23 protein-coding genes and 1 tRNA gene are annotated in these 25148 nt (G+C 38.8%); 7 read left to right on the forward strand and 17 right to left on the reverse strand.

The genetic code is table 11. The features are described from left to right. Position 1: 1 nt before the first annotated feature. Entirely contained in the window at positions 2 to 832 is an 831-nt protein-coding gene (locus EHQ24_RS03535; protein WP_135600322.1) for a hypothetical protein, read from the forward strand. Positions 833 to 932: 100 nt separating this feature from the next. Here EHQ24_RS03535 and EHQ24_RS03540 read toward each other — a convergent pair whose 3' ends face one another. Genes EHQ24_RS03540 through EHQ24_RS03550 form a run of 3 tightly spaced genes read right to left on the reverse strand, consistent with a single transcriptional unit; the run spans position 933 to position 4306 of the window. Next, positions 933 to 1664: a succinate dehydrogenase/fumarate reductase iron-sulfur subunit gene (locus EHQ24_RS03540; RefSeq protein WP_135600323.1), complete on the reverse strand. Its 732-nt coding sequence runs from the start codon at positions 1662 to 1664 to the stop codon at positions 933 to 935. An 8-nt stretch (positions 1665 to 1672) separates the two neighbouring features. Further along, positions 1673 to 3598: a fumarate reductase/succinate dehydrogenase flavoprotein subunit gene (locus tag EHQ24_RS03545; protein ID WP_135600324.1), complete on the reverse strand. Its 1926-nt coding sequence runs from the start codon at positions 3596 to 3598 to the stop codon at positions 1673 to 1675. A gap of 18 nt (positions 3599 to 3616) precedes the next feature. Continuing rightward, entirely contained in the window at positions 3617 to 4306 is a 690-nt protein-coding gene (locus EHQ24_RS03550; protein ID WP_135600325.1) for a succinate dehydrogenase cytochrome b subunit, read from the reverse strand. 201 nt (positions 4307 to 4507) lie between these two features. Between EHQ24_RS03550 and EHQ24_RS03555 the strand changes: the two genes are divergently transcribed. Together EHQ24_RS03555 and EHQ24_RS03560 are read left to right on the forward strand one after the other, a co-directional pair. Next, positions 4508 to 5014, forward strand: coding sequence for a hypothetical protein (locus EHQ24_RS03555; RefSeq protein ID WP_244310284.1), 507 nt, complete (start codon positions 4508 to 4510; stop codon positions 5012 to 5014). 110 nt (positions 5015 to 5124) lie between these two features. Beyond that, entirely contained in the window at positions 5125 to 7287 is a 2163-nt protein-coding gene (locus EHQ24_RS03560) for a SulP family inorganic anion transporter (RefSeq protein WP_135600326.1), read from the forward strand. A 96-nt stretch (positions 7288 to 7383) separates the two neighbouring features. Here the strand turns inward: EHQ24_RS03560 and EHQ24_RS03565 are convergent, their stop codons facing one another. Continuing rightward, positions 7384 to 7767, reverse strand: a complete 384-nt coding sequence (locus EHQ24_RS03565; RefSeq protein ID WP_135600327.1) for a DoxX family membrane protein — start codon at positions 7765 to 7767, stop codon at positions 7384 to 7386. A gap of 215 nt (positions 7768 to 7982) precedes the next feature. On the opposite strand from EHQ24_RS03565, the gene EHQ24_RS03570 reads away from it, so the two are divergent. Then, entirely contained in the window at positions 7983 to 8567 is a 585-nt protein-coding gene (locus tag EHQ24_RS03570; protein ID WP_135600328.1) for a hypothetical protein, read from the forward strand. Between the two features lie 374 nt (positions 8568 to 8941). Here the strand turns inward: EHQ24_RS03570 and EHQ24_RS03575 are convergent, their stop codons facing one another. Together EHQ24_RS03575 and EHQ24_RS03580 are read right to left on the reverse strand one after the other, a co-directional pair. Beyond that, on the reverse strand, positions 8942 to 9424 hold the full coding sequence (locus tag EHQ24_RS03575; protein WP_135600329.1) for an SRPBCC family protein: 483 nt from the start codon (positions 9422 to 9424) through the stop codon (positions 8942 to 8944). After that, a complete protein-coding gene (locus tag EHQ24_RS03580) occupies positions 9414 to 9740 on the reverse strand; it encodes an ArsR/SmtB family transcription factor (protein WP_135600330.1) in 327 nt (108 codons plus the stop codon). The genes EHQ24_RS03575 and EHQ24_RS03580 overlap by 11 nt, the downstream gene beginning before the upstream one ends. 210 nt (positions 9741 to 9950) lie before the next feature. Between EHQ24_RS03580 and EHQ24_RS03585 the strand changes: the two genes are divergently transcribed. Continuing rightward, positions 9951 to 11417, forward strand: coding sequence for a flavin-containing monooxygenase (locus EHQ24_RS03585; RefSeq protein WP_135600331.1), 1467 nt, complete (start codon positions 9951 to 9953; stop codon positions 11415 to 11417). Positions 11418 to 11647: 230 nt separating this feature from the next. Here EHQ24_RS03585 and EHQ24_RS03590 read toward each other — a convergent pair whose 3' ends face one another. Together EHQ24_RS03590 and EHQ24_RS03595 are read right to left on the reverse strand one after the other, a co-directional pair. Beyond that, positions 11648 to 12385 (reverse strand): L,D-transpeptidase family protein, encoded by a 738-nt coding sequence (locus tag EHQ24_RS03590; RefSeq protein ID WP_135600332.1) that lies wholly within the window; start codon positions 12383 to 12385, stop codon positions 11648 to 11650. Between the two features lie 18 nt (positions 12386 to 12403). Next, a tRNA-Asn gene (locus EHQ24_RS03595) sits at positions 12404 to 12479 on the reverse strand. Between the two features lie 221 nt (positions 12480 to 12700). Here EHQ24_RS03595 and EHQ24_RS03600 point away from each other — a divergent pair. Both EHQ24_RS03600 and EHQ24_RS03605 read left to right on the forward strand, forming a co-directional pair. Next, a complete protein-coding gene (locus EHQ24_RS03600) occupies positions 12701 to 16318 on the forward strand; it encodes a vitamin B12-dependent ribonucleotide reductase (protein ID WP_135600333.1) in 3618 nt (1205 codons plus the stop codon). A gap of 181 nt (positions 16319 to 16499) precedes the next feature. Beyond that, a complete protein-coding gene (locus EHQ24_RS03605; RefSeq protein WP_135600334.1) occupies positions 16500 to 17327 on the forward strand; it encodes a hypothetical protein in 828 nt (275 codons plus the stop codon). Between the two features lie 198 nt (positions 17328 to 17525). Here the strand turns inward: EHQ24_RS03605 and gspN are convergent, their stop codons facing one another. The 9 genes from gspN to EHQ24_RS03650 all read right to left on the reverse strand — a co-directional run bounded on the left by gspN (position 17526) and on the right by EHQ24_RS03650 (position 25148). Next, positions 17526 to 18488: a type II secretion system protein GspN gene (gspN, locus tag EHQ24_RS03610; RefSeq protein WP_135600335.1), complete on the reverse strand. Its 963-nt coding sequence runs from the start codon at positions 18486 to 18488 to the stop codon at positions 17526 to 17528. A gap of 1 nt (position 18489) precedes the next feature. Continuing rightward, the gene (locus EHQ24_RS03615; protein WP_100720138.1) at positions 18490 to 19014 is read right to left on the reverse strand and encodes a hypothetical protein; all 525 of its coding nucleotides are present in this window, start codon (positions 19012 to 19014) and stop codon (positions 18490 to 18492) included. Next, a complete protein-coding gene (gene pilM / locus EHQ24_RS03620; RefSeq protein ID WP_135600336.1) occupies positions 19014 to 20636 on the reverse strand; it encodes a cell division protein FtsA in 1623 nt (540 codons plus the stop codon). The genes EHQ24_RS03615 and pilM overlap by 1 nt, the downstream gene beginning before the upstream one ends. Before the next feature lie 2 nt (positions 20637 to 20638). Continuing rightward, positions 20639 to 21739, reverse strand: coding sequence for a type II secretion system minor pseudopilin (locus tag EHQ24_RS03625; protein ID WP_244310285.1), 1101 nt, complete (start codon positions 21737 to 21739; stop codon positions 20639 to 20641). Then, entirely contained in the window at positions 21702 to 22343 is a 642-nt protein-coding gene (locus EHQ24_RS03630; RefSeq protein WP_135600337.1) for a type II secretion system protein GspJ, read from the reverse strand. Before EHQ24_RS03630 ends, EHQ24_RS03625 begins: the two co-directional genes overlap by 38 nt. Continuing rightward, entirely contained in the window at positions 22343 to 22804 is a 462-nt protein-coding gene (locus tag EHQ24_RS03635) for a prepilin-type cleavage/methylation domain-containing protein (protein WP_425270070.1), read from the reverse strand. Before EHQ24_RS03635 ends, EHQ24_RS03630 begins: the two co-directional genes overlap by 1 nt. A gap of 43 nt (positions 22805 to 22847) precedes the next feature. Next, positions 22848 to 23366 (reverse strand): type II secretion system protein, encoded by a 519-nt coding sequence (locus EHQ24_RS03640; protein WP_167483055.1) that lies wholly within the window; start codon positions 23364 to 23366, stop codon positions 22848 to 22850. An 88-nt stretch (positions 23367 to 23454) separates the two neighbouring features. Then, a complete protein-coding gene (locus EHQ24_RS03645; protein ID WP_135600340.1) occupies positions 23455 to 23916 on the reverse strand; it encodes a type II secretion system protein GspG in 462 nt (153 codons plus the stop codon). A 5-nt stretch (positions 23917 to 23921) separates the two neighbouring features. Then, on the reverse strand, positions 23922 to 25148 hold the full coding sequence (locus EHQ24_RS03650; protein WP_135600341.1) for a type II secretion system F family protein: 1227 nt from the start codon (positions 25146 to 25148) through the stop codon (positions 23922 to 23924).

A 25148-nucleotide genomic window follows, 5' to 3' on the forward strand; every position in this document is an offset into this window, starting at 1 on the left:
TATGTTCCGATTCCGATCTTTGATTTTCCTTCTACTAACAGTTTATAGTTTTTCACTCGTCCATTCAGAAGGTACGTCACCTAATGAAATTCGCTTTCGGATCGCAAAAAATAACGTTCCCTTTAAAACAGAAACCAATCCATATTATCTCAGCCATATCCTAGAATCGAGAATCTTCCAAGTTTTGAAATTAGATTTTTCACCTGAGGAAATTGTGACCTTAGTCAATTTTATTTTGACCCATGCTTCCAAGGAGAATCCAAACCAAATTGTCATTCCTGGATACGAAAAGAATTTAGAACTTGTCATTGGGTTTCGTTATATTGAAAAAGCAGGGGACACTTTATTTCTTGTTGTTACCAATTACAATATAGAAACAGAAAGTATCGATACAAGTGATCTTCAAAAACAACTTGCGACCATCTGTCAGGTTAAATCGAATCGGTTTGTATATTTTGAAGATCTGAATTCTGAGAAAAAAATTGCAGAATACAAAGAATCGGGAAATCTTTTAAGTCTTGCCAATCATTATCTTATGGATGAAGATCCTGATAATGATAGTTTGGTGAATCCAATCTTGGAATCCATCCTAGCCGATCAAAATAGAAACGAATTAGAGAAATTTTTTGCTTTTTTAACAAAAGGGCAACTAGCCCTCATCCAAAAAAATCTAAATTTAGCAGAAGAAATCAAATCCAAATCTCTTTTAAGGATTCAGAAAATCAAAGCAGAAGATAAAGAAAAAGCAGAATTCATCTTAAAACTCTATTCAAAAGAATTGGAATGGATGAAAATTTTCGAAAATAAAGGAACTGACCCTTTGAAAACATAAAAACCCGACTGTTTCCAATCGGGTTTTCTCGTCGTTTGCCGCAAAACAGGAATCTTGCGGCAATTCTTTTCACAGAGGTTTCTACCTAAAGTTTATTTACTTAGCTAGAGATATACTCTCTATTTAATCTTGTGATGAAGTTTACCGAAATTTCTTTCGGGCAAGCTGCTTCACATTCGTATTGGTTTGTACAATTTCCAAATCCTTCTTTGTCCATTGCACTTACCATTTTACGAACACGTTCTTTCTTTTCGACCACACCTTGTGGAAGGAGGGCTAAGTGAGAAACTTTTGCAGAAACAAAAAGCATTGCCGATGCATTTTTACATGCAGCCACACAAGCCCCGCATCCAATACAAGTTGCTGCATCCATCGCTAGGTCAGCATCTACCTTTGGAATCGGGAGTGCATTTCCATCGGGAGCTCCCCCTGTATTGACGGATACATACCCACCAGCTTGGATGATACGATCAAAAGCAGAACGATCCACAATTAAATCTTTTGTCACAGGGAAAGCTTTGGCTCTCCAAGGTTCAATGTAAACTGTGTCTCCATCTTTGAACTTACGCATATGCAATTGGCAAGTGGTAGTTCCTTTTTCTGGACCATGAGGAACCCCGTTGATCACCATAGAACAAGACCCACAAATTCCCTCGCGACAGTCATGGTCAAAGGCAATTGGATCATCACCTTTTTTGATTAAGCCATCGTTAACAACATCCAACATCTCAAGGAAAGACATATGTTCGCTGATATTGTTTGCTTCATAACTCACCATGCGACCTTTATCGTTTTTATCTTTTTGTCGCCAAACTTTAAGGTGTAACTTCATAGTATCCATTATTTGTAGCTCCTTACGGCTAGGTGGATGTTTTCATACTCGAGTTTTTCGCGGTGTTCTTCTGGAGCTTTTCCTTCACCCTTATATTCCCAAGCAGTTACGTGACAGAATTTTTCATCATTACGTTTTGCTTCGCCATCTTCTGTTTGGTGTTCCTCGCGGAAGTGACCGCCGCAAGATTCTTCGCGTTTGAGTGCATCTAAACACATTAACTCGCCAAACTCTAAGAAGTCGGCTACGCGACCGGCTTTTTCCAACTCTTGATTGAGTTCCGAACCAGAACCAGAGACTTTTACGTTTTTCCAGAATTCCTCACGGAGTTCAGGGATTCTTTGGAGTGCGTCTTTTAGGCCTTTTTCATTACGAGCCATACCACACTGATCCCACATGATTTTACCAAGAGCTCTATGGAAATCGTCTGGAGTTTTTTTACCGTTGATTGCTAATAATTTATTAGTCATCTCACGAACGCGGGCTTCTGCTTCTTTGAATTCCGGTCTGTCTGTAGAGATATTTTTATGACCTTCTTTGGCAAAATAATCACCAATGGTATAAGGTATCACAAAGTATCCATCAGCGAGACCTTGCATAAGAGCGGATGCTCCAAGTCTGTTGGCACCGTGGTCAGAGAAGTTTGCTTCTCCTAGAACGTGAAGGCCAGGAATGTTAGACATTAAATTGTAATCCACCCAAAGCCCACCCATAGTGTAGTGAACCGCAGGGTAAATCCGCATTGGCACTTTGTATGGGTTTTCTCCCGTAATGCGTTCATACATTTGGAAGAGGTTGTCATAACGGTCAGCCACCACAGGTTCACCCAATCGTTTGATGGAATCAGAAAAATCTAGGTAAACACCAAGTCGTTTGTCACCGACTTTTGGACCCACACCAAGACCATTGTCACAAGCTTCCTTTGCAGAACGGGAAGAGATGTCGCGAGGAGCTAAGTTTCCGTAAGAAGGGTATTTTCTTTCGAGGTAATAATCTCTTTCGTCTTCTGGAATTTCATGAGGAGCACGAAGGTCATCTTTTTTCTTAGGTACCCAAACCCGTCCGTCGTTACGGAGAGATTCAGACATAAGAGTAAGTTTGGATTGGTAATCACCAGCTTGAGGGATACAAGTAGGGTGGATTTGCGTATAACAAGGGTTTGCAAAACCAGCACCTTTTTTGTAAGCTCGGTAAGTAGCAGTTACGTTTGATCCTTTTGCATTGGTAGAAAGGTAAAATACGTTTCCGTATCCACCAGATGCTAAAATGACCGCGTCACCGGAATGAGAAGAAATCTCTCCAGTCACTAGATCACGAACCACGATTCCTTTGGCATGTCCATCTACTAGAACCAGTTCTAACATCTCTGTTCTTGGATACATTTTGACTGCACCACGAGAGATTTGTTTTTCTAGAGCCGAGTAGGCACCAAGTAACAACTGTTGCCCGGTTTGTCCTTTTGCGTAAAAAGTACGGGATACTTGCGCTCCACCAAAAGAACGGTTGGATAGGGTTCCACCATACTCACGAGCAAAAGGAACTCCTTGTGCCACACACTGGTCAATGATGTTTGTGGATTCATGAGCCAAACGGTATACGTTAGCTTCTCTCGCACGAAAATCCCCACCTTTTACAGTATCGTAAAACAAACGATAAACGGAGTCACCGTCGTTTTGGTAGTTTTTTGCCGCATTGATACCACCTTGGGCAGCAATGGAGTGCGCTCGTCTTGGACTGTCTTGGAAACAAAAAACAGATACTTGGTATCCAAGTTCTGAGAGTGTGGCAGCAGCAGAAGCTCCAGCAAGTCCTGTTCCCACTATGATGACTTTGTATTTACGTTTGTTAGCCGGGTTTACAAGTTTGATGTCTTGTTTGTGTTTGTCCCATTTTTGTTCCAATGGGCCCGATGGAATTTTTGCGTCTAATTTCATAACTTCTCCTAAAAACCCTTAACGAACATACCCGAGTAAAATCGAGATTGGCATGGAACAATTTCCAAGGAAAACAAGAAGACCAAGTCCTGTAGAAATTTTCTGAATGGTAGGGTTGTGTTTTGGTGAAAGGATTCCCAAAGTCTGAAACATTGATCCCAAAGCATGGGAAAAATGAAGAGCAAGGAAAACCATAAAAACAATGTATGTTCCTGAAATGATCGGATCTTGAAATCCTAATATCACCATCGCATAAACATCATGCACCACATCGCCGTTTTTAAGAATGTATTCAAAACTGTAATGTTCTGGGTTAGTGATTCCTAAAGTAAAATGTGCAAGGTGGTAAACAAGAAACGTGAGTAAAAGAAGCCCACTATAAGCCATTGTGCGAGAAGCAACAGATGCTTGGATGGTAGAACCCTTAGCATAAGATACAGGCCTTGCACTAGAGTTCTCAAATTTTAGAAGGATAGCTGTACAAACATGGCCAAAAAAAGCCACAATCAGTCCAATCCTTGCTACCCACAGTAGGGGTCCTAAATCCTTGAGAAACTTTGCATAGGTGTTTAATTTTTCTGGTCCTTGGAAAACTTGAAGGTTTCCGACCATATGAACGATCACGAATCCAAACCAGATAAATCCGGTAATGGCCATTATGATCTTCTTTCCAATTGAGGATCGAAAGAAGTCTAGACTCAACGTCATGGAAGAGCTCCTGATAGATTATAGGTGTAAATTTTTCTATTACGTCCAGTTTCAGACAGATTCCAGTTCTCGTAAATTCATAAATCTTATCCAAGCCAAACTTAAGAATTTGAGTTTGTTTCTCAATAAAAGTCCATTCGAACCTCATATCTTGGAAAAGGGGTTGAGGGTGAATCCGAAGCTAGCAATTCTTGGAAAATCTTGCAGCGAAAACAAAAAGGGAATGTTCGATTTCGAGCCCACCTGGTGTGGGCTCCCGTTTTGGTTCTTTTTTGGTTCCCGCTATTGTTTTGTGCCAAACCAAGTGGTAGTTTTGCTGAAAACCGCAGAACCTATTTAAAAGAAGTGGGACTACCCATCTTAGTTACAATTCATCCCAGACACAAAATGAACGCGAAAGAATTACAATTATTTATCAAAACAGAGAACCTAACGAAAGATAGTATTTCGAAATTTCAAATTTTATTTTTTGCCAGAGACAAAGAGAACCAGATTTTAATTCCAGAAGATAAAAAAACACCCGAGTTAATTTGTTCGATCGAAAAAAACATCCAACCTAACGTGACCATCAAATGCCATGTTGGTCCTTATGTTTATCCAAATCTTTGGTCATCCATCCAAATCCAATCCATTTCTTTTACGACAGAGAACCAAATTCGCCATGTCATTAGTGAGGAAGACTTGGACGATGTGACCATTTGGTTATAAGTTTTAGTCATTTAATTGCAAAAAAAAATCTGTAATTTTAAAATTCCCACTGAACTAAAATCCAATGGGTTGACACCCATGAAATAGAATTTTAACCTTCCAAGACCATTATGTTTTCCAAACTCAAAAATGATCTTCCCGCAAGCCTAGTTGTCTTTTTAGTCGCACTTCCTCTCTGTTTGGGGGTGGCTTTAGCAAGTGGGGCACCGCTACTTTCTGGGGTGATTTCAGGAGTGATCGGTGGGGTCATTGTTGGATTCTTAAGCCACTCGAATACAAGTGTTAGTGGCCCGGCTGCTGGTCTTGTCACTTTGGTTTTAGCTGCCATTGCAGGACTCGGGGATTACCGAACCTTTCTCCTTGCTGTTTTTCTTGCGGGGTTCATCCAAATCGCAATCGGATTTTTACGCGGTGGATTTATCGCCAATTACATTCCTTCCAACGTAATCCAGGGTTTACTCGCATCCATAGGAATCATCCTCATCCTCAAACAAATTCCCCATGCAGTAGGATTTGATGTGGATCCGGAAGAAGACTTTATTTTTTTCCAAAAAGATGGTGAGAACACTTTCTCAGAACTTTTTAATATTATAAACTTTTTCTCATGGGGTGCCGTCGCCATTGCCATATCTTCTCTTATTTTAATGATTGGTTACGACAAATCCAAATGGAAACCTTTAAAGTTTTTACCATCACCAGTGCTTGTCATCCTTCTTGGAGTTTTGATTAATGGAATCTTTCAAACCTTCTATCCTGGACTTTATCTTTCCGAAAAACATTTAGTATCAATACCTAATATAAAAAACTGGGAATCTGTATTTTTCTTTCCTAACTTTTCTGCAATTGCTGAAACCAAGGTTTGGTATTTTGCATTTACCATTGCTGCTTTTGCCACTTTGGAAACTTTATTAAACTTAGATGCAGTAGAAAGGATTGATCCCCACAAACGGCTTGCATCGCCAAACAGAGAACTGGTGGCACAAGGAGTAGGGAATTCTATATCTGGTTTGATTGGTGGTTTACCGATCACCTCAGTGATTGTCAGAAGTTCCGTAAATATTTATGCGGGAGCAGAAACCAAACTATCGACAATTTTTCACGGAATATTACTTTCACTGAGTGTCGTATTTTTTGGTTCTTTTTTAAACTTAATTCCACTTTCGTCTTTGGCAGTCATTCTGATTGTCACAGGATTTAAACTCACCAACCTCAATCTCTACCTTTCAATTTATAAAAAAGGATTTTATCAATTCCTTCCTTTTATTGCGACTATCGTTGCCATCATTTTTACAGATCTTCTAACAGGAGTCCTAATTGGTTTATCCATTAGTTTTATTTTTATCCTTAAAAATAACTACAAAAACCCGTTTATGGTGGAAACCGAAACTTTAAACATTGGCGAAACAGTTCGTATCGAACTTCCGAACCAAGTTTCCTTTTTGAACAAAGCCTCAATCAAAGATACACTTTGGGCATTGCCAGAAAACTCAAAACTGATTGTGGACGCTTCCAATTGTAATTTCATTGACCACGATATTTTAGAAGTTTTGGAAGAATTTAAAACTGTCGTTTCTGTAGAGAAAAAAATCCAACTGAATTTAATCGGGCTAAAAGATTCTTATGAACTCAGCGATCAAGTTCAATTTGTGAATATCTTAGATAAAGAAGCCCAACAAAAACTCACACCAGATGAAATCTTAGATTTTCTAAAAAGAGGAAATGAACGATTCGTAAAAGGAAAATGGTCTGAAAAATATTTCAAACACCAAGTCAATGCTACTGCCTTTGGACAAAATCCGATCGCAGTTGTATTATCTTGTATTGATTCCAGAACCAGTCCTGAGATTATTTTTGATGCAGGGCTTGGGGACATCATTTCCATTCGTATCGCGGGAAATATTGTAAATGATGAAATTTTAGGAAGTTTAGAATTATCTTGTGATAAAATTGGAACCAAACTGGTTGTGGTTCTCGGTCATTCCAACTGTGGTGCTGTATCTAGTGCCATCTATGCACTTCGCGAAGGTAACATTGCAAGTGTGACTAAAAAAATCCAAAAAGCCATCGATGAGTCTGAAAAAATCATTCAACCCATCCAAAAAGAAAATGAACATATTTTCAATCATGTAGTGAAAGCCAATGTGAAAAATTCCATTGAAGAAATTTTGGCAAAAAGTCCTTACCTTTCTGAAAAAGTAAAAACGAAAGAAATCAAAATTGTTGCCGGATTTTATGATACATCTTTAGGAGAAGTTCAGTTTTTCGAAACTTAAAAAAAAATAGCAGAAACCATCTTGTCTAAACCGTGAGAATAAAGGCTAAAGTGTCTCAAAAGATTCTAAAGCCTTTATTGGTAAGCAGTTATTTGCCTATTTATTTACAGGAACAAACAGTGGTTTGTAGACATTCCAATTCACATAAGCAAGAAAAGCATTTGCCACAACTACAAAAATCCCCACAGGAATTCCTTCTGGAGCAATGGTTAGGTGGACAAACAAAATATTAATGGCAATGGGAGCAATGACAATCGAAGCCAGTGGGACAAATCTTCCCGAAAGGAATGCAATCGCAACCACAAGTTCAGTCACTTTAATGAGAGTCATTAAGTAACCTGAAGCTTTGATCCCGTCATTAAATATCTTTAAATCTCCGGTAGTTTCTGGCTGCGGAACCAAGTTAAAGAGGACTACAACCGAAGAAAATAGGAATAATGCACCAAGCAAAATCCTAACAATTAAATAAGCAATTTTCATACCATTTTCCTTAAAATACGCGTATTTCCGATCTAGAATTTTCTTAAGAACCATCCCAGATTTCGAGAATTATATAGCTGGTAACTAGAAAGTCACTTCGTTTTCAGAAAAATGATTCTGATTGAAAGTACAAATTGGTCATAAATCTAGGATTTTTACCGAACCCATTTGCAATAAACTTATTGTTTGGTGGCATTAATCAATAGGTCGCACTTATGAAATTCTTCATCATCTCAATATTTAGTTTTGCCATTTTGTTTTCCAATTGTTTGGCATCCTCCCAACAAGCAAGAAATCCTGAAAAAGAGAATTCAGAAAAATCACTACAACTTCAATATGCGGAAGAACTGGAAACCAAAGTCCTCAAAGTGGGTCCCACACAAGAAATTACGATCGGACAATTAGCACTCAAATCTTTCTCGAATACAAGTTCTAAACTTTTTTCAATCAATTCACTTTCACCGCTAAAAACCAATGATCCGATCGAACCGGGAGTGATTGTTCTACGAAAAGTACAAGTTGATAGAGCTTTAGAATTTGAAGAAGGAACCACAAAATTTCGCCAAGCCACCTTTGCCTCTATCGTCGAATTTTTGGTGGTCGATCCGGAGGGAAATCAAAAGCGAATTTTAGGCCACTCGGAACAAATCATATCAAGAACCATTCCTTTCAGTGCAGAAGATACCGAGTCAAAGGAAAAGATCGCAACGAGCATCCAATCTGCCATCGAAGAAGGATTGATTCAAATTGTTTCTTTGAAAGATTTTCAATCGGTTTATCGAAGTCATAAAAATCTCTGACAGACCTATATAGAAACAAAACTGTAAAGGATGTACGAGTACACTCAAAAAACCCCCATACCTAATGCGACATAATACTAATTATGGGAAGTAACTCAATGCATCACGTAATTATCTACAAAGAAACACGAGTCGTTGCATATTGATTTGGTCCGGTGAGCTGTTCTTCTTATACTTCCGAATTAAATGAGTAAACATTTTTCTTCCAAAGGTCAAAAGTAACTTTCCCATTGATTGCAAGAAGAAGACTTAGAATGGCAGCAGCACTAAGACATCCAGATAACGATTCTCGATGAAACATCCTATAAATGGCTGCAGAAAAACTGATAGATAGAAGAATCAAATTTAACACGGAAATCGAAGAATACAATTTCCTACCGAATTCTATCCAAATACTTAGCTAAATTTCCGACATGTTGTTTTCCACCTTCAATAGCACCATATTTGGCATTAACTCTTTCTAACTCTTGTTTGCTGGAAAAAATCTGTTCCATGATGAGATTAGTTCCTTCACCCGAAGACTCAAAAATAATTCTGGATTGGAAATTTACGTCTTCATCTCCTTCGCCATCCCCAATATGTTTGTAAGAAATGAGTTTCGGTTTTTTGATTTCAATAAACTGGATTTTGTTTTTGTAATCATGACCGTCTGGGCCGTGCATAACAAATTCCCAAATTCCACCGTCGGAAAAATCTAAACTTTTAATCGTTAAGGTAAATCCATCCGGTCCCCACCATTCAGAAAGGTGTTCAGGTTTTGACCAAACTTCGAAAAGCAAATTGGCATCTACATCAAAGTATCGTTTATAAGTAACTTTATTATTCTCGATGATTGTCTCTGTATTTTTATTGATCATTTGATCTCTCCGTTTTTAATTTCATTACATATCTGTCTAAATGATCCAAACGTTTCACCCAAAGGTTTTTGATTTCTAATATCCAATCTTCCATTTCCTTTATCCCTTTTTGGTCGAGGCTATAAATGCGTCGTTGTGCATCCTTTTTCATCTGGAGGATATTTGCTTCTTTTAACAACTTTAGGTGTTGCGAAATGGCGGGTGGACTCATCTGAAAATTTTGGCTGATTTCAGTGGAGGTTAATTCCCCATTTTTTGCCACAAGCCTGACAATGTCCCTTCTTGTATCATCTGCCAAAACAGCAAAAGCATTCATATGAGAATAACTAAGAATATGCTTAATTAAGTCAATACTTAATTAATGATTTGATATGATTCTAATTAAAAAACACGGTTTCCTTTTTTATCACATTTATGTTTTTTTTATTGCAAACGTTTTTTAATCCGGTGTCATTCTCTCCATTGAGGGAATTCGGAACAATGTTCTTAATAGAAAGTTTCTAGAATTTCACGAATGAGGAAACAGATGACAACAGCAATACTTAGAAATCCGTCCGTTGTGGTGATCGGTGCTGGGATGACTGGTATCCTTCTTGCCATTGAATTGGAAAAAGCAGGGATCACAGACATTACGATTTTAGAGAAAAAAAATGATCTTGGAGGGACTTGGAGAGAAAACACCTACCCTGGTGTGGCCTGCGACATCCCTGCTCATATGTACACTTATAGTTTTGAGCCTAACCCAGAATGGAGCCATCGTTTTGCCCATGGAGATGAAATCCAAGCCTACTTCAAACATGTGAGTGAAAAATACAAGGTCACACCCAAAATTCATTTTAATGAAGCCGTTTCGGAAGCATCGTATAACAATGGAAAGTGGACAACAAAAACAAACCAGGGAAAAACTTACTTATCCGATTTTCTGATTTCTGCCACAGGGATTTTGCACCACCCAGCACGCCCAAACATACCAGGACTCGATTCCTTTCAAGGGAATTGTTTTCATACTGCCGAATGGGATCATTCAGTTGAATTAAAAGGAAAACGAATTGGAATCATTGGAACGGGATCCACTGCCGCCCAAGTCATCCCCGAGATGATCAAAGTAGGTAAAAAAGTTTCGGTTTTCCAAAGAACTCCACAGTGGATTGTGAAAGTTCCTGATACCAATTATACAGAAAAGGACAAAGAACGTTGGAGAAAAGATAGTAATATTCTCAAAAAATTTCACAAGTGGTACACTTTTGCTGTAGAACAAACATTTTCAAAAGCGGTCATCGGAAAAAAAATTCCCCACTTACTCATGAGTTTTCTATGTAAAAGAAATTTAAAAAACTCCATCAAAGATCCAGTCCTTCGTGCCAAACTAACACCTAACTACCGAGTGGGATGCAAACGTGTCATAGTGAATGGAACCTTCTATGAGGCCATCCAAAAACCAAATGCTGACTTAGTCACAGAGGGAATCGAAAAAATCACGGAAAAAGGAGTGGTTACTAAAGATGGAAAATTACATGAACTAGATGTTCTCATCCTTGCGACAGGATTTCATCCTTTTAACTTTATGCGTCCAATGAACCTAACCGGAAAAGATGGTGTCTCCATTGAAACTGTTTGGAAGAAAAAAGTCCAAGCCTACAGGTCTCTCTTCATTCCGCATTTTCCAAACTTTGTGCTCATGCTTGGGCCAAACACTCCAATTGGAAACTTTTCGGTCATTGCGATGAGTGAAGTCCAAACCAAATACGTTTTGAAGATCATCCAAGATTGGCGAAAAAAGAAATTTGATTCCATTGAAACCACAGAAGATGCTCTGAAACAATTTGCTGCTTACCTTAAAAAAGGAATGGGAAATACCGTCTGGCTCGGTGGGTGTCAGAGTTGGTATTTGGATCCAGATGGTGACCCTGCCATGTGGCCTTACACCTGGAGTCGTTGGGAAAAGGAAATGAAAACTCCTGATTACAAAGACTTTGAATTGAATTCTTTCTAACTTTTTTAGAATCCTAAACAACATTTTTTGCCGGTATCGCAGATTCTGCTACCGGCTTTTTTTTATACTCATCCAATATCTTTTGTTTTAAGAAATACTTTTTATTTCCATGTGCCCCTGCCATTCCATTGAATCACTGCACTGGATTCTTTCCGCAGGTCCCGCTCTCCGTTCCAATCTTTGCTTTCGCAAAGGATTTCCACTGCGATCGGTGGCGTAAAATTCCATCCTCATTCCAAAATTTGGATTACAAAACTTGGGTGTTTATTCCCATCTAACTTGGATACAATGGTTTCTAATATTTCTTTAGAAACTCCTACACATCCAGAAGTTGGTTTTTCTTCATTCCATGGATGTAAAAAAATCATACTTCCTAAACCAGGGATCGGCGGATTTGTATTGTGTTCGATCACAATAAACAATTCATAAATACTAGAATCCCAAAGAGAAACAGCACCCTTTTCTTTCTGTTTTAGGAATTGATTATAGTTTTTGGAAGTAGAGAGATCCGTCCAATAGTGATTTTTAAGAATTTTTGTATATTCTAAACTTCGAACTTCCTTGTTTCTTTTACCAAAGATTCTTTGGATTGGAAAAACACCTGTTGGTGTGTGCCCATCCCCTTCTCGTTTCTCTTCTCCCATTACCATTCCCTTTTTGCCTAGTCGCACAGGGAGATTTTCGAAAACAACCTTCCATTCCCCTTCCTCGACACTGTAAAAATGTAAATTTCCCTGAGTTTCTCCAGCACTTGCGGTGATGAAGAGGATTTGTTCGGAGTCGGTAAGATGAGTTTTGGGATTTGATGTACTGGCGAAAGCAACGGGAGCGGCTTTTAAAATTGAGGTAAAACTATAGAAAATGATAAAAAAACAGATTGAAATGCGGGAAATTGGTGAAATTCTAAGGGATATAACTAAGATTTCAGGGATTTTTGGGGGAAGATTTTGTGGATTGAAGGATTTCAAAACGCAAAAAACATCCGATGGCTCCCCCTGCTGGGCTCGAACCAGCGACCCAATGATTAACAGTCATTTGCTCTACCGACTGAGCTAAAGGGGAATCTCGAATCTCTGACCATGCTACGTAGGAAGGTCGCTAGGTCAATGAAAAAAAATATTATGACTCAAAAGAAATTTTGAAAAAATTCTAAGAATCGAGGGAACCTTAATAGAAAAAATAGATGTTTCCAACTAAAGATACCTTCATTGTGACATAATCCTCTCCGCTCCTGGTAGGGGAAAAAAATAGAAATTGTATATGTTGTTGTAGATGGGGTCTGCATGAAAATTGAGAGGCATTTTACCAAAGGGAATAAGGGTCTTTACCCGAATTTAACTTGGGTCCGTAAGGATTCTAAAATTACGAATACTGACGGGTCAGTTGTATTTGAGGCCAACGGAGTGGAAGTTCCGGATTTTTGGTCACAGGTAGCAACAGATATCCTCGCGCAGAAATACTTTCGTCGGAAAGGTGTTCCCAAATATTTAAAGAAAGTGGCGGAAAAAGGAATTCCAGAATGGTTGCAACGTTCTGTTCCTGATGATGAAAAACTTTCCGCTCTCAATCCAGAAGACAGATTTGTAGGAGAATCGGATTCCAAACAAGTATTCCAACGCCTTGCGGGATGTTGGACTTATTGGGGTTATAAATACGGTTATTTTACAGATGAAGATAGCGCTCGAGTCTTCTATGAAGAAGTTATTTTTATGCTCGCAAGCCAAATGGCTGCACCCAATTCCCCACAGTGGTTCAATACAGGACTCCACTGGGCTTATGGAATTGATGGAAAATCGCAAGGCCACTACTATGTGGATCCAAAATCGGGAAAACTTGTAAGATCAGCCTCTTCTTACGAACACCCACAACCTCATGCTTGTTTCATCCAATCTGTGGATGATGACTTAGTCAATGAGGGTGGAATCATGGATCTTTGGGTTCGTGAAGCTCGTCTTTTCAAATACGGTTCAGGAACGGGAACAAACTTCTCAAACTTACGTGCTGCCAATGAATCTCTTTCTGGTGGTGGAAAAAGTTCCGGGCTAATGTCTTTCCTTAAAATTGGGGACAGAGCTGCGGGAGCTATCAAATCGGGAGGAACCACTCGTCGTGCGGCAAAGATGGTTTGTCTTGATATGGACCACCCGGACATCGAAGAATTCATCGATTGGAAAGTGCAAGAAGAGAAAAAAGTGGCTTCCCTTGTTACAGGTTCCATTCTCAATAACCGCCTCCTCAATGATATTATGAGTGCTTGTACTTCCGCCAAACAAACACTTGGCGAAGAAGCCTACAACCCTACTGCCAATTTAGATCTAAAAAAAGCGATCCAAAAGGCAAGAAAGGCATTTGTTCCGGACAACTACATCAAACGAGTCATCGACCTTTCCAAACAAGGTTACAAAGACTTACTTTTTGAAGAATTAACCACTGACTGGCAATCCGAAGCCTACAACACGGTTTCTGGACAAAATTCCAATAACTCTGTGCGAATCACAAATGAGTTTATGGAAGCAGTCGAAAAAGACCTCCCCTTCCACCTTTATAACAGAACCGAAAAAGAAAAAGCAAAGGCCGCAAACAGAGAAGCAAAACCTTCTAAAACTTTACGTGCGCGTGATCTTTGGGAAAGAATTGCCAATGCTGCTTGGAACTCTGCAGATCCAGGAACACAGTATCACAGTACAATCAACGAATGGCATACTTGCCCAGAAGATGGTGCGATCAATGCATCGAACCCATGTTCGGAGTATATGTTCCTCGACAATACTGCATGTAACTTGGCTTCTGCGAATCTTGTTAAGTTCTTAAAAGAAGACGGAAGTTTTGATGTTGCGGGATACCGTTATTTAAACAAAATTTGGACCATCATCTTAGAAGTATCTGTCCTTATGGCACAGTTCCCTTCCAAAGAAATTGCCGAACTTTCCTACAAGTTTAGAACCCTAGGACTCGGGTATGCCAACCTTGGTTCTCTTCTTATGGTCATGGGAATTCCTTATGATTCACAAGAAGCGATGGCTGTGACTGGTGCGATTTCTTCCATCATGCATATGACTTCTTATGCAACCTCAGCAGAGATGGCAAAAGAACTCGGACCATTTGCCGGATACGAAAAAAACAAAGACCATATGCTTCGTGTCATTCGTAACCATAGACGTGCCGCTTACAATGCACCGAAAGAAGAATACGAAGGCCTTACTATCACTCCAGTGGGAATCAATCCATCTTTTCTTCCTTCCTACTTACTCGAAGCAGCGAAAGAAGATTCCGACAGAGCTTTGGAACTTGGTGAATTGTATGGGTATCGCAACGCACAAGTAACTGTGATTGCGCCAACGGGAACCATTGGTCTTGTCATGGACTGCGACACCACAGGAATCGAACCAGACTTTGCTCTCGTGAAATACAAAAAATTGGCTGGTGGTGGATATTTCAAAATCATCAACCAATCTGTTCCGGCTGCTTTAAAAAAACTTGGTTATAGCCAAGCAGAACAAGATGCCATTGTGAACTACTGTAAAGGCCATGCTACTTTCAACGGTGCTCCTGGTGTCAACACGGCTCGTTTGAAAGAAAAAGGTTTTACAGAAGATGTATTGGAAAAACTCGAAAAACAACTTCCATTTGTTTTTGATATCCAATTTGCTTTCAACAAATTTACGCTAGGCGAAGATTTCCTTTCCAAAACATTAGGAATTGAGGCAAACGTTTACAACTCAATGAGTTTTAATCTTTTGGAAACACTTGGGTTTTCTGCAGATGAAATCACACAAGCGAATGATTATGTTTGTGGAACCATGACCATCGAAAACGCACCTTTCATCAAAGAGAAGGATCTAGCAGTTTTTGATTGTGCAAACAAATGCGGAAAATACGGAAAACGTTTCTTATCTTATCAATCACATATCCGAATTATGGCTGCGGCACAACCATTCATTTCGGGTGCGATCTCCAAAACGATCAACCTTCCTGAGGAGGCAACCATCGAGGATGTTAAAAATGCATACCTCATGTCCTGGAAGGTAATGATCAAAGCTAACGCACTTTACCGTGACGGATCCAAACTTTCACAACCTCTTAACTCTGTATTCCAATTGTTAAGTGCTGTGGGTGAAGAAGAGGAAGAACTTCAAACTTCTTCTGCTCCAAAAACGGTAACGGAAGTGGCGGAAAAACTTGTTTATAAATACATTGCGGAAAGAAGAAAACTTCCTCACCGCCGTGCAGGTTATACACAAAAAGCAATGGTCGGTGGTCACAAAGTATATCTCCGCACAGGAGAATACGAAGATGGCCAACTCGGTGAAATCTTTATCGATATGCATAAAGAAGGAGCAGCTTTCCGTTCCCTTACGAACGCGTTTGCGATTGCAGTTTCTCTTGGCCTCCAACATGGAGTTCCGTTAGAGGAATTTGTCGAAGCATTCACTTTCTTCAAGTTTGAACCAAACGGTATGGTTTCTGGCAACCCTCACATTAAGATGTCAACTTCTGTGATCGATTACATCTTTAGGGAACTTGCCATTACTTACCTAGGAAGATACGACTTGGCACAAGTATCTCCCGAAGACTTAAGAACAGATGAAGTAGGCAGAAAAGCAGATCCGACAAAGGATCTGGTGGGAAAGCAGGAAAGTAGCGGACTCCGTGTTCCGCTACAAGTTTCTCCCATTTCCATGAAATCTGTTTTGGAAGAAAAACCGGAAGTTGTGGCAGTGGCTACTGGAACACAACCAACAGCAGCGCAGTCGGCAGCGGCAACTCTCAAAATCATTGGGGAAGCAAGAACCAAAGGTTATACAGGAGATTCCTGTACGGAATGTGGTTCCTTCCAAATGGTTCGTAACGGAGCTTGCCTGAAGTGTATCTCTTGTGGATCCACGACTGGTTGTTCGTAAAAACACAACAAACATCACTAAACTCTAATCTTTAATGTTAGAGTTTAGAGTTTAGAATTAATTAGAAAAAAGATCTCTCGGAATCATCCTTGAGATCTTTTTTTATCTCCTAATTCAACTACAGTTCACATTGAATTTCCGTTACCTGGAGTTATGCGACATTTTTCAAAATTACATCTATATGATCAGGAAGTTTAAAAATATATATTTGTTCTTACTAAATAATATTGGATTTTTAATTCTAATTCCAATCGTATTCTTTATTACACCCTTTACTTGCAACAATCACAACCAAGAAAATATACAAAAAGCTAGAAACATAAGAATAAAAGAAAATAAGTTGATTCTAAAAGCCTTCATAGCTACTAAATTGAAAGATGATAAATGCATTCCGGAAAATGCTTACTACAAGAACGTTTTTTTAACTTTGGATAAGAATAAGGAAACATACATTGTCACAAGCAAAACATTCGATTTATTAGAAGAAATAAGTATCGTTTATATCTTTGATTCCAAATTAAACAAAATTTTTGGGCCAGAAACTCAGGAAAGTTTTTCCCCTATCAATTATAGAGATTTAGATGAAGATTCTCAATTAGAAATTATCAACAACAACAGAATCTGGAAACTTAACAATAAAAGAAACATATTTGAAGAAAGTCAGGAGCTTTCCGATTGGAAATTTAATTTTTACAAAAGACTTTCTGCTGGCACTTTCGAAATATTCTTTATTGTAATCGCAATACTAATTACTATCTACGGATTTATTATTCACAATACTGTTCAAGATACTCTGGCCTCTCTAATTATTTGCTTTATATATCTAATAATTTTCTCTATCATTATAATACCTTGCTCATTTATTTTTGGAAAAATTGGATTTTTCTATTATCTTACTTATCCTTTTTTCTATAAATATATACATAAATTTACTTTATTTCTGCTTCTAAAACTAAACATCAAAACATTGGAAAAATTAAAAATTTTCTACGCAAAAAACGTCATATAACAGAGACTAACTGCTTCGCTTCGACACTTGCGGCCTCGTTCGGTCTGCGACACATAGGCTTCTGTCACTCGTTTGCATTCGCAAGCGTCGTGCCAGTCCATAACGTCCCGTTGGGACTCAGGACCAGCCTATGTCGGTTAGTCTAGTTCGATCTTAGCTGTTGTTGGTAATGGAAGATGAATTTTGAAGCATTGGGATTTAAGGAACTGGAGCCGGTTCGATAGAAGTATCTTCTGCTTTAGGAGAACCACCACCTAACTGATTCAAGTTGGGGAGATCCACCTTAGGAGCAGAAAAAGTACCACGAATCGGAATACAGGTTTTTCCGCCTTCTTGAGGAAGAAGTGCCACCATTCCAACAAGATCCTGGCGTTCCTGAGCAAATTTTTCATTCAATGTAAAACAAACCTTAAGATCCAACTGGGAAAACGAGGTAGTATCCGATAAACGAATCACACCTTGGAATTGAAATTTGGCAAGAGAAGACTCTAAACTTCCCCGTTCCAATAGTAACTTACCAGAACGAATTTTGAAAACAATATTCGCCTTACGAATGTCAGTTCCTTTAAGGCTACCTAAAAATGGAATTTCAGCAGATTCTTTGATTTTTCCACCGGATAGTTCAATTTCCCCTTCTCCATTCCATTTTGTAATTTTATCATCGAGTGGAGAAAGGCGAAGGGGGATGTCCAAAGACTGAATGCTCATCGCCCATTCGCTTCCTTCTAAATTAAAATAACCAATATTGGCATCACCATCTAATCTGGACTGCAAAAGTCCAAGGAGAGAAACACCTAAACTAATCTCTTCTGCTTTGATCGAAGTTCCTGTTGGGAAACTGGCAACAAAACTATCAAAAGATTTTCTCCCGATCATAGGGAAATGGATTTCTTTCGCATCCATAAAAATCCCAGTTTCTTTTCCGGATTTAATAAGAACAGAACGCACAATTTCGTTGAGTGGAAAAATAAATAGAGTAAAAACTAGAAAAGAAACAACAGCAATGGCAACTAAAGTAAAAATCTGTTTGCGGTTTACTTTGGAATGTTCTTCATCCCCATCTTCATCAAACAAATCACCATCGTCTTCTAAAAGACTTTCTTGAATCTCTTGGTCTTCTTCGTTAAGGAAATCTTCTTCCAATTCATTTTCTTTAGGCATATTATTTCCCTTTGGACAATCGACTGTAGGAAGAAACTTTTAAGTTCACGTCGTAGATTTCTTTTTCTGCAAATGGCTTTCGAAAACTAAGTAAATCCACTTTGGCTTGAATTTGTTTATTTTTTTCTATATCATAAACAAGTTTGATGATATCTTGCAAAAGGACGGAACGAAAAGATACATCAATCGTAATTTTATTATAGTCCTTTTGGATGACATTACTTGTATCCTTCATGGTTTGGACTTTGTCTTTTAAGTTGTAACGAACTAGAATTTGATCCAGTTTCGAATACATCACACTTACATCTTCTTCGCTTCCACCGGACTGTAATCCACGTAAATAATTGTATTCTCGGATCACTCGGTCAAGTTCTGTAGCTTGGGATCTGGTTTCAAAAATTTCTTCGGTAAGACTATTTCTCAAATCAGAAAACAGGGTGATGATTGTATAAATTCCAAGAAGTGCCACAAAACTGATGAGTCCAGTGACTAAAACACGTTCTCTATCATTCAAACGATCAAACATTATGGTTCATCCTTAGGAGTCACAACATCCATTTTGATTTTAAAACTGACTTTGAATTTGTTGACCCCAGTGATGAGTCTTTTGTTCTGAATTTGTATATTGGTAAATTTTTCAGATTTTTCTAGTGCGGACTGGATGGTTCCAATTTCACCAAATTCATTCACCCGTCCGTAAATTTGGATTTCCTTTTCCTCAAAATTAAACTGGTCTAAAATAAATGGTAAAACTTCTGGAGAAGGGAATTGTTCTGTGGCTTCGTTCAAAACATCCAGAACACTTTCTTGTGATAAAAACAAACGGTAAATTTCTGTTTTTTTCCGTTCTGCCTTTAATTTTTTATTAGCTGCAGCCAGAGGATCTTCTTCTTCCCCAAGCTCCCCACCAATTCCGTTTTTATATTTCTCCATTAACACACGTTTATTGGCAGAAATTTTGCGTTTATCCAAAACAATTCCAATCAAAAATACACCGAACAAAAGCACCAAGGAAATACTAACAAGAATTAGATGAGGTTTAAAAGCAGCTATCTTAAACCGATTGGTATGAATTCGTTTCGCAAATCCAGTTTCTAGAAAGTTGACTCGGTTACGCGACTCAAAATGAGTGCCAGTTGCCACAGCAGTCACAAAACTAGGGTCATTGATTCCTAAAAATTCATAACGTCCGGTTCTAATTCCAAGTTTTTCTTCTAAATAAGCAGTCAGGCCAGGATACAAACTTGCCCCACCAGATAATAAAATAAGGTTCGGCCTTTCTGTTTCAGGAAGAGAAAAAATACTATTTTCCACTTCATGGATGAGTTGGTCTAATTTCGCCAAAATAAACTTTCGAAGGGATTTCCACTGCGTGGAATTCATGTGAAATTTCGAAAGAAAACTGGACTCTTCCGATTTTTCCATCGTATCAAAAAGAAAACCAACTGGTAAAGATTCCTTTATTACGCGTGCATCTTCTAATTCAATCTTAAGTAGGTTTGCTATTTCGGAACTTACCTCTTCGCCACCGATATAAATTTGGCGGGTATGGCGAAGTTTTCCTTCAAAAAGAACATTTAAAATACTATACCTTCCACCCAAATCAAGTTGCAAGATGGTTTGATCTGCAAGTAACAAGGGATAGTTTTTTGTCACTAAAGAAGATAATGCAAAGGAATCGAGAGACAAACAAGATAAGGAGAGATCACCCTTTGCAAAAGGTTTTAGGGCACGTAGTAATTCCGAGTGATGGACATTAAACGATATTACTTCTGAGTTTTCTTTGTTTGCTCTCCAAGTTTTACCGATGACTTCCAGTTCCTCCATGGGATAAGGAACTAAGTTTTCTACTTCAAAGGGCAAAACTTCCTGAATGGCTTTTTCCGAAACGAGAGGAACGGTAAGGTCTCGAACAAATAAATTATGGATTCCTAAATTTAATAAAAACCTATTTTCTTCGGGAAAAAAACTTTGAATGAAACGGATGATATTGTATTCGAATGGGTCTCCCTCGGAATCATCTAGTTCCACAACAGGAAGACTTTCTGTTCGTAGGATGACAACTTTCCCCAGAACCTTTTTAAAAAGGACTCCCTTTAGAAACGTAGAACCATAATCGATAGCTAGGTATTGGTCAAATGATAACATAATTAATCTTCAGTATAGTATAACATTTGGTTGTTGGTAAGGTCAAAAAGACCAGATACCTTACGAACCACTTTATCCTTTATAATCCCAACCCCTGTGATTTTATAAACTTCGCCTTTGGTTTTGATTCGCCCACCAGAGACATCCGTTCCCTCTCCCGCAAGTTCCTTATACAGAGTGAGATCCCCTGTTGTTTTGACTTGGAATTCTGGTTCAGTCTCCAGATCTTTCAATTCTTTAATATAGCCTCCTTTCTGCAACTTGAGTTTCAAAATTTTCATGGCGGCTTGTTTGGTCATAAAGTCGGAAAGGGAAATGAGGACAAAATAGGGAGCCGTATTGATATTGATCCGGTCATCATAAGAATCACCCGCAGGCAAATAGGCAGTCACATTATTAGAGAGCACATAATCTTTATCGGAACGAAGGGCTCTTTCCTCCTCAGTCATAAAATCTTTGGCGTTATTTTTATCATAATCTTTGGGTTTTAAACTTTCGTAAACCACGGAACGGTCGAATCCTTTGACATTCAAAAGCTCTGAAAGGGAATAAAATGGGGCATTTTTGATTTTCCTCGGTGGAGTGAGCCTGTTATAGTAATACTGTTCGGCGCCACCCCCCGTTTCCTGGTGGTTCTCATCAATCCAGTCCAAAATGGGGGAAATCATTTCTCGTTTTAAACCAAATTGGTAAAAAAGTCGAGTCACCATCTCAATCGTTCTTTGGTTGGGCTGGTCATCATATATCTTCACGAGAGAGTTAATATTAATCTTTCCATCTTCAGGACTCATGGTGTAATAGATGACACCTCCACCGAGGGGGATGGGTGGTGGATCCATCGCAAGGCCAGACTGGTATAAAACCTCCTCTGGAATTTTTTTGAGTGCTCCGACTGCCCCCATAAACCCTGCTTTGGCGAGCATATGAGCACGAAATCCATCTGCCTGGGAACGAGCCACTCGGTATTCAGTAGCTGCGTCTTCAAAGAATTTGGAAGCCGTAAACAAAGATGCCGTACCTATGGCCATCACAAGAAGATAGACCATAAATCCTTGTTTTGCTTTTTTATTTGTAGAGGATAACTGGATGCGCCAGCGATTCATATTTAACAAATGCATTCCCCACAAGTGATATAATTTCAAACCGAATCAGTCTTGGAATTTTTTTTGTCGTACGGGAATTCCAATCATCAACCCATTTGTCTCCACGTTCCGAAAACTTCATTTGGAAACTTTTAACATTTTCAAGTAATACATGTTCGACTCCGCCTTGGGTAGGAAAGGTATCAATCATTTCATCTTCTCGTCGAATGAGATAAGACAATCCTTCCATTTTTGGATTGGGCATCTTACGTAAATAAAAAGAAACTTCTCTGACAGATGCTTGGCCTTCTTCTTCGGAATTGGGATTGGCTGTGGCAAAGACAACACGGTCATTCCTAGCTCCAGTCACTCCTTCCTGTTTGCCCACAAATAAAATACGTTTTTGGTTATCGATAAAATAAGTTCGAGTCAGAGTTCCCCGAATGTTCTCCATTGCATAAAGGATGTCTTTACGGTTTGCACCTTTGTTTGAAGCCCCTTTTCTTGAGATTTTATTTGCTGTGTAAAATACAGAAAAAATTCCTGTGAATATTACCGCCATAATCATCACAACGATGGATATCTCCACCAGTGTGAACCCACGTTTATGACGATAAACAAACATTAGTATTTTGTACTCCTGAATGTTTCTACGCTATAGGTTTCTTTTTTGTTCCCATCCATATAAAAAATAGAAACCTTCACTCGAAATACTTTTAAAACCCCTCCTGTTTCAAAACTTTTTTTCTGCCCCCTTTTTTTCATGAGATCACTAAAACCCAAATCCTTATCACCTAACATATCTTTTGGTGCTTTGTTACGAAGGGCTTCCGCATTGGGTCCACCTGCTAATTTCAGCAGATCCATTTCTTCTTCTTTGATTTCTGTTTCGAATGTGTATCCAGGGAAGGCTTCGATGGATCCGCGGGAGGTATCTGTTTGCATGGTGGTGGAAGAATCCACTTGTGCCATTTTGATTTTTGCTAAATGAACAGCATTAGCAAGCAACACTGCTTTTTTTTGGTAAGAGATTCCTTCTGCAATCAAAGAGTAAGTATAGGTCATCACCATGGCAGCCATAGCCATAGCAATCGTCACTTCAAAGAGTGTGAAGGCAGATCGAAAACGGTTATTTTGGTGGAGTTTTTGCATTGGAGTCCACCTGTTCATCTCTTTCATCTAAACCATATGACACTTTTTGAATTGGCCCCGAATCTGGTTCAGGAAAATACTCTGTTTTATGAATTTTGATTTTTCCGCCATACCTGTAAATTTGAATGGTACGTTTGATTTCGGAATCAGAGCCAACATATAATAGTAAATCCGTTGTGGTTCCTTGTGGAGTAAAAACAATTCGAATTTTACCTTCTGTTTTCGGTTTACCACCTAAGTCACGTACGCTGACAATTTTCGAATAGAAGGGAAGTGTTACTTTTTTTAAAATTGGTTCTTCTTCGAGCCCACCCTCTTCTCTTTTTAAAAGGAAAAACTGGTATTCTCTAGTTTCGAACTCATACTGGAATAAAACAGCTTGGTTAGTGAGTTGTGCTTTGTTGTATCCGAATTTAAAAGATTCTTGTAATTTAACAGCAATATCTTCCGTAGAAGGAATGATGAGGTTACGAAGAGTCCCTCCCACAATCACCATAATCAATCCAAGAATGGAAATAACAACGGCGATCTCAATGAGAGTGAGACCACCACGTAATTTCCGTTTGGCTTTCAAAACCGACTTTTTATCGGAAAGCGGCCGGGTAATCATCCGGGGAAAGGATATTAAAATCTTTATTTTTACCTTCTCCACCTTCTTTTTTATCTTCACCCAATGTAAAAACTTGAGGGATGGCACCTTCAAATTTCAAAACATATGCTGTTTTCCATGGATCTTTTAAAACTGCTTTTTCACGAATGATTGGCTCGTAATCATCACCAACTTTATCGTCATCTGGTTTTTCGATTAACGCCTGTAACCCTTGCTCTTCTGAAGGGTATTTATCATACACTTCTAAATAACGTTCAAGGGCTGTTTTTAGTACAGCACTATCATTTTTCAGTTTCAGTTTTTTTTCGCCTTCACCCCGGTTTCCGATACTGGAGTAAAGAATCGCCATAAGAGATCCCAAAATGAGCATTACCACGGTAATCTCAATTAGTGTCAGTCCCTCACGTATCTTTCTGTTTTTCCCTTTAGTTTTCATAAACCCTACATCCCCTGGATTTCTTGCGTTAGTTTGTACATTGGCGTCATAATGGCCGCCATAATCGTAAAAATAATTCCACCCATTACAATGATCATCATTGGTTCTAATGATTGGGTCAAAGATTTTATTGCCGTGTCCACCTCGGATTCATAGATTTCCGAGAGTTTATTCATCATTTCGGGAACTTTATCAGAGGCTTCCCCAGCGCTCAGCATCCCAAGAACCATTTGTGGGAGGACTTGCGACCCTTGCAAAGAATCAGAAAGTTTTCCCCCTTCCTTGATTTTGACTATGGCAGATTCAATTTCTTCTTTAAAAACTGTATGTCCTACGACATCAGAGACAATGTTCAATGAAACAATGAGAGGCACCCGGTTCAGGAGCAAAATGGATAGATTTCTAGCAAAATTCGAAACCAAAATTTTACGAAGTAAGGTTCCAATGACAGGCAATCGTAGGAGGAATTTGTCCCAAGTTTTTTTCCCTTCACCTCCACTTTTCCATTTCATAAACCCAAGTAGGCCACCGGCAATCGCTCCCAAAATAAAAAACCAATAATTGGTCAAAACATAAGATAAAAAAATCACACTTCTTGTGAGTAGCGGAAGTTTGGCATCAAAGGAAGCAAACAACTGTTCGATTTGTGGAATCACGACCACAAGAAGAAAGATAGAAACTCCCAAAGAAAGTAAACCCATAATCATAGGATAAATCATGGCCACTTGGACTTTTGATTTTAATTCAGAAGATTTTTCCTCGAGTTCCGCTAATCTATGTAAGGTGTTTTCGTAGTTTCCCGTGGATTCACCCACAGAAATCAAACTGGGATACTGGTCAGGGAAAACAGTTTTGTGTTTTTTCATGGACTCGGAAAGGCTCATCCCCTCCGTAATGTCCGCTCTCATCTCAATCAAAACTTTTTTGAAATAAATATTTTCGACTTGGTCAATGATGGAGAGTAAACATTTATCAAGAGGGATCCCTGCACCAATCAGGGTTCCGAGTTGTTTACAAAATAGTCCTACTTCTTTTCTAGGAATTCGATATAATAACTTGGATAAAAATGGGAACAGTTCCCGTTCTTCCTTTTCTCTATCTTCTTGGATAGAGCGAACGTAAAGTCCTTTCGCCTTTAGTTTATTACGCGCCGCCTGAAGGTTCGGGGCATCGATGATATTTTTTTCTTCTTTGCCTTTTCTGTTGAATGCAACGTACGTAAATAATGGCAT

The organism is Leptospira noumeaensis, from assembly GCF_004770765.1.
Taxonomy (GTDB): Bacteria; Spirochaetota; Leptospiria; order Leptospirales; family Leptospiraceae; genus Leptospira_A; species Leptospira_A noumeaensis.

Excerpts from the sequence above, each read along its gene's own strand:
- EHQ24_RS03615 (WP_100720138.1), bottom strand. The coding sequence starts at position 19,014 with ATGTTTGATCGTTTGAATGATAGAGAACGTGTTTTAGTCACTGGACTC.
- EHQ24_RS03575 (WP_135600329.1), bottom strand. The coding sequence starts at position 9,424 with ATGATCAATAAAAATACAGAGACAATCATCGAGAATAATAAAGTTACT.
- EHQ24_RS03540 (WP_135600323.1), bottom strand. The coding sequence starts at position 1,664 with ATGAAGTTACACCTTAAAGTTTGGCGACAAAAAGATAAAAACGATAAA.
- EHQ24_RS03550 (WP_135600325.1), bottom strand. The coding sequence starts at position 4,306 with ATGACGTTGAGTCTAGACTTCTTTCGATCCTCAATTGGAAAGAAGATC.
- EHQ24_RS03605 (WP_135600334.1), top strand. The coding sequence starts at position 16,500 with ATGATCAGGAAGTTTAAAAATATATATTTGTTCTTACTAAATAATATT.
- EHQ24_RS03650 (WP_135600341.1), bottom strand. The coding sequence starts at position 25,148 with ATGCCATTATTTACGTACGTTGCATTCAACAGAAAAGGCAAAGAAGAA.
- EHQ24_RS03580 (WP_135600330.1), bottom strand. The coding sequence starts at position 9,740 with ATGAATGCTTTTGCTGTTTTGGCAGATGATACAAGAAGGGACATTGTC.
- EHQ24_RS03545 (WP_135600324.1), bottom strand. The coding sequence starts at position 3,598 with ATGAAATTAGACGCAAAAATTCCATCGGGCCCATTGGAACAAAAATGG.
- EHQ24_RS03625 (WP_244310285.1), bottom strand. The coding sequence starts at position 21,739 with ATGAATCGCTGGCGCATCCAGTTATCCTCTACAAATAAAAAAGCAAAA.
- EHQ24_RS03635 (WP_425270070.1), bottom strand. The coding sequence starts at position 22,804 with ATGGCTATGGCTGCCATGGTGATGACCTATACTTACTCTTTGATTGCA.
- EHQ24_RS03640 (WP_167483055.1), bottom strand. The coding sequence starts at position 23,366 with ATGGTGATTGTGGGAGGGACTCTTCGTAACCTCATCATTCCTTCTACG.
- pilM (WP_135600336.1), bottom strand. The coding sequence starts at position 20,636 with ATGTTATCATTTGACCAATACCTAGCTATCGATTATGGTTCTACGTTT.
- EHQ24_RS03600 (WP_135600333.1), top strand. The coding sequence starts at position 12,701 with ATGAAAATTGAGAGGCATTTTACCAAAGGGAATAAGGGTCTTTACCCG.
- gspN (WP_135600335.1), bottom strand. The coding sequence starts at position 18,488 with ATGCCTAAAGAAAATGAATTGGAAGAAGATTTCCTTAACGAAGAAGAC.
- EHQ24_RS03570 (WP_135600328.1), top strand. The coding sequence starts at position 7,983 with ATGAAATTCTTCATCATCTCAATATTTAGTTTTGCCATTTTGTTTTCC.
- EHQ24_RS03645 (WP_135600340.1), bottom strand. The coding sequence starts at position 23,916 with ATGAAAACTAAAGGGAAAAACAGAAAGATACGTGAGGGACTGACACTA.
- EHQ24_RS03535 (WP_135600322.1), top strand. The coding sequence starts at position 2 with ATGTTCCGATTCCGATCTTTGATTTTCCTTCTACTAACAGTTTATAGT.
- EHQ24_RS03560 (WP_135600326.1), top strand. The coding sequence starts at position 5,125 with ATGTTTTCCAAACTCAAAAATGATCTTCCCGCAAGCCTAGTTGTCTTT.
- EHQ24_RS03630 (WP_135600337.1), bottom strand. The coding sequence starts at position 22,343 with ATGTTTGTTTATCGTCATAAACGTGGGTTCACACTGGTGGAGATATCC.
- EHQ24_RS03565 (WP_135600327.1), bottom strand. The coding sequence starts at position 7,767 with ATGAAAATTGCTTATTTAATTGTTAGGATTTTGCTTGGTGCATTATTC.
- EHQ24_RS03585 (WP_135600331.1), top strand. The coding sequence starts at position 9,951 with ATGACAACAGCAATACTTAGAAATCCGTCCGTTGTGGTGATCGGTGCT.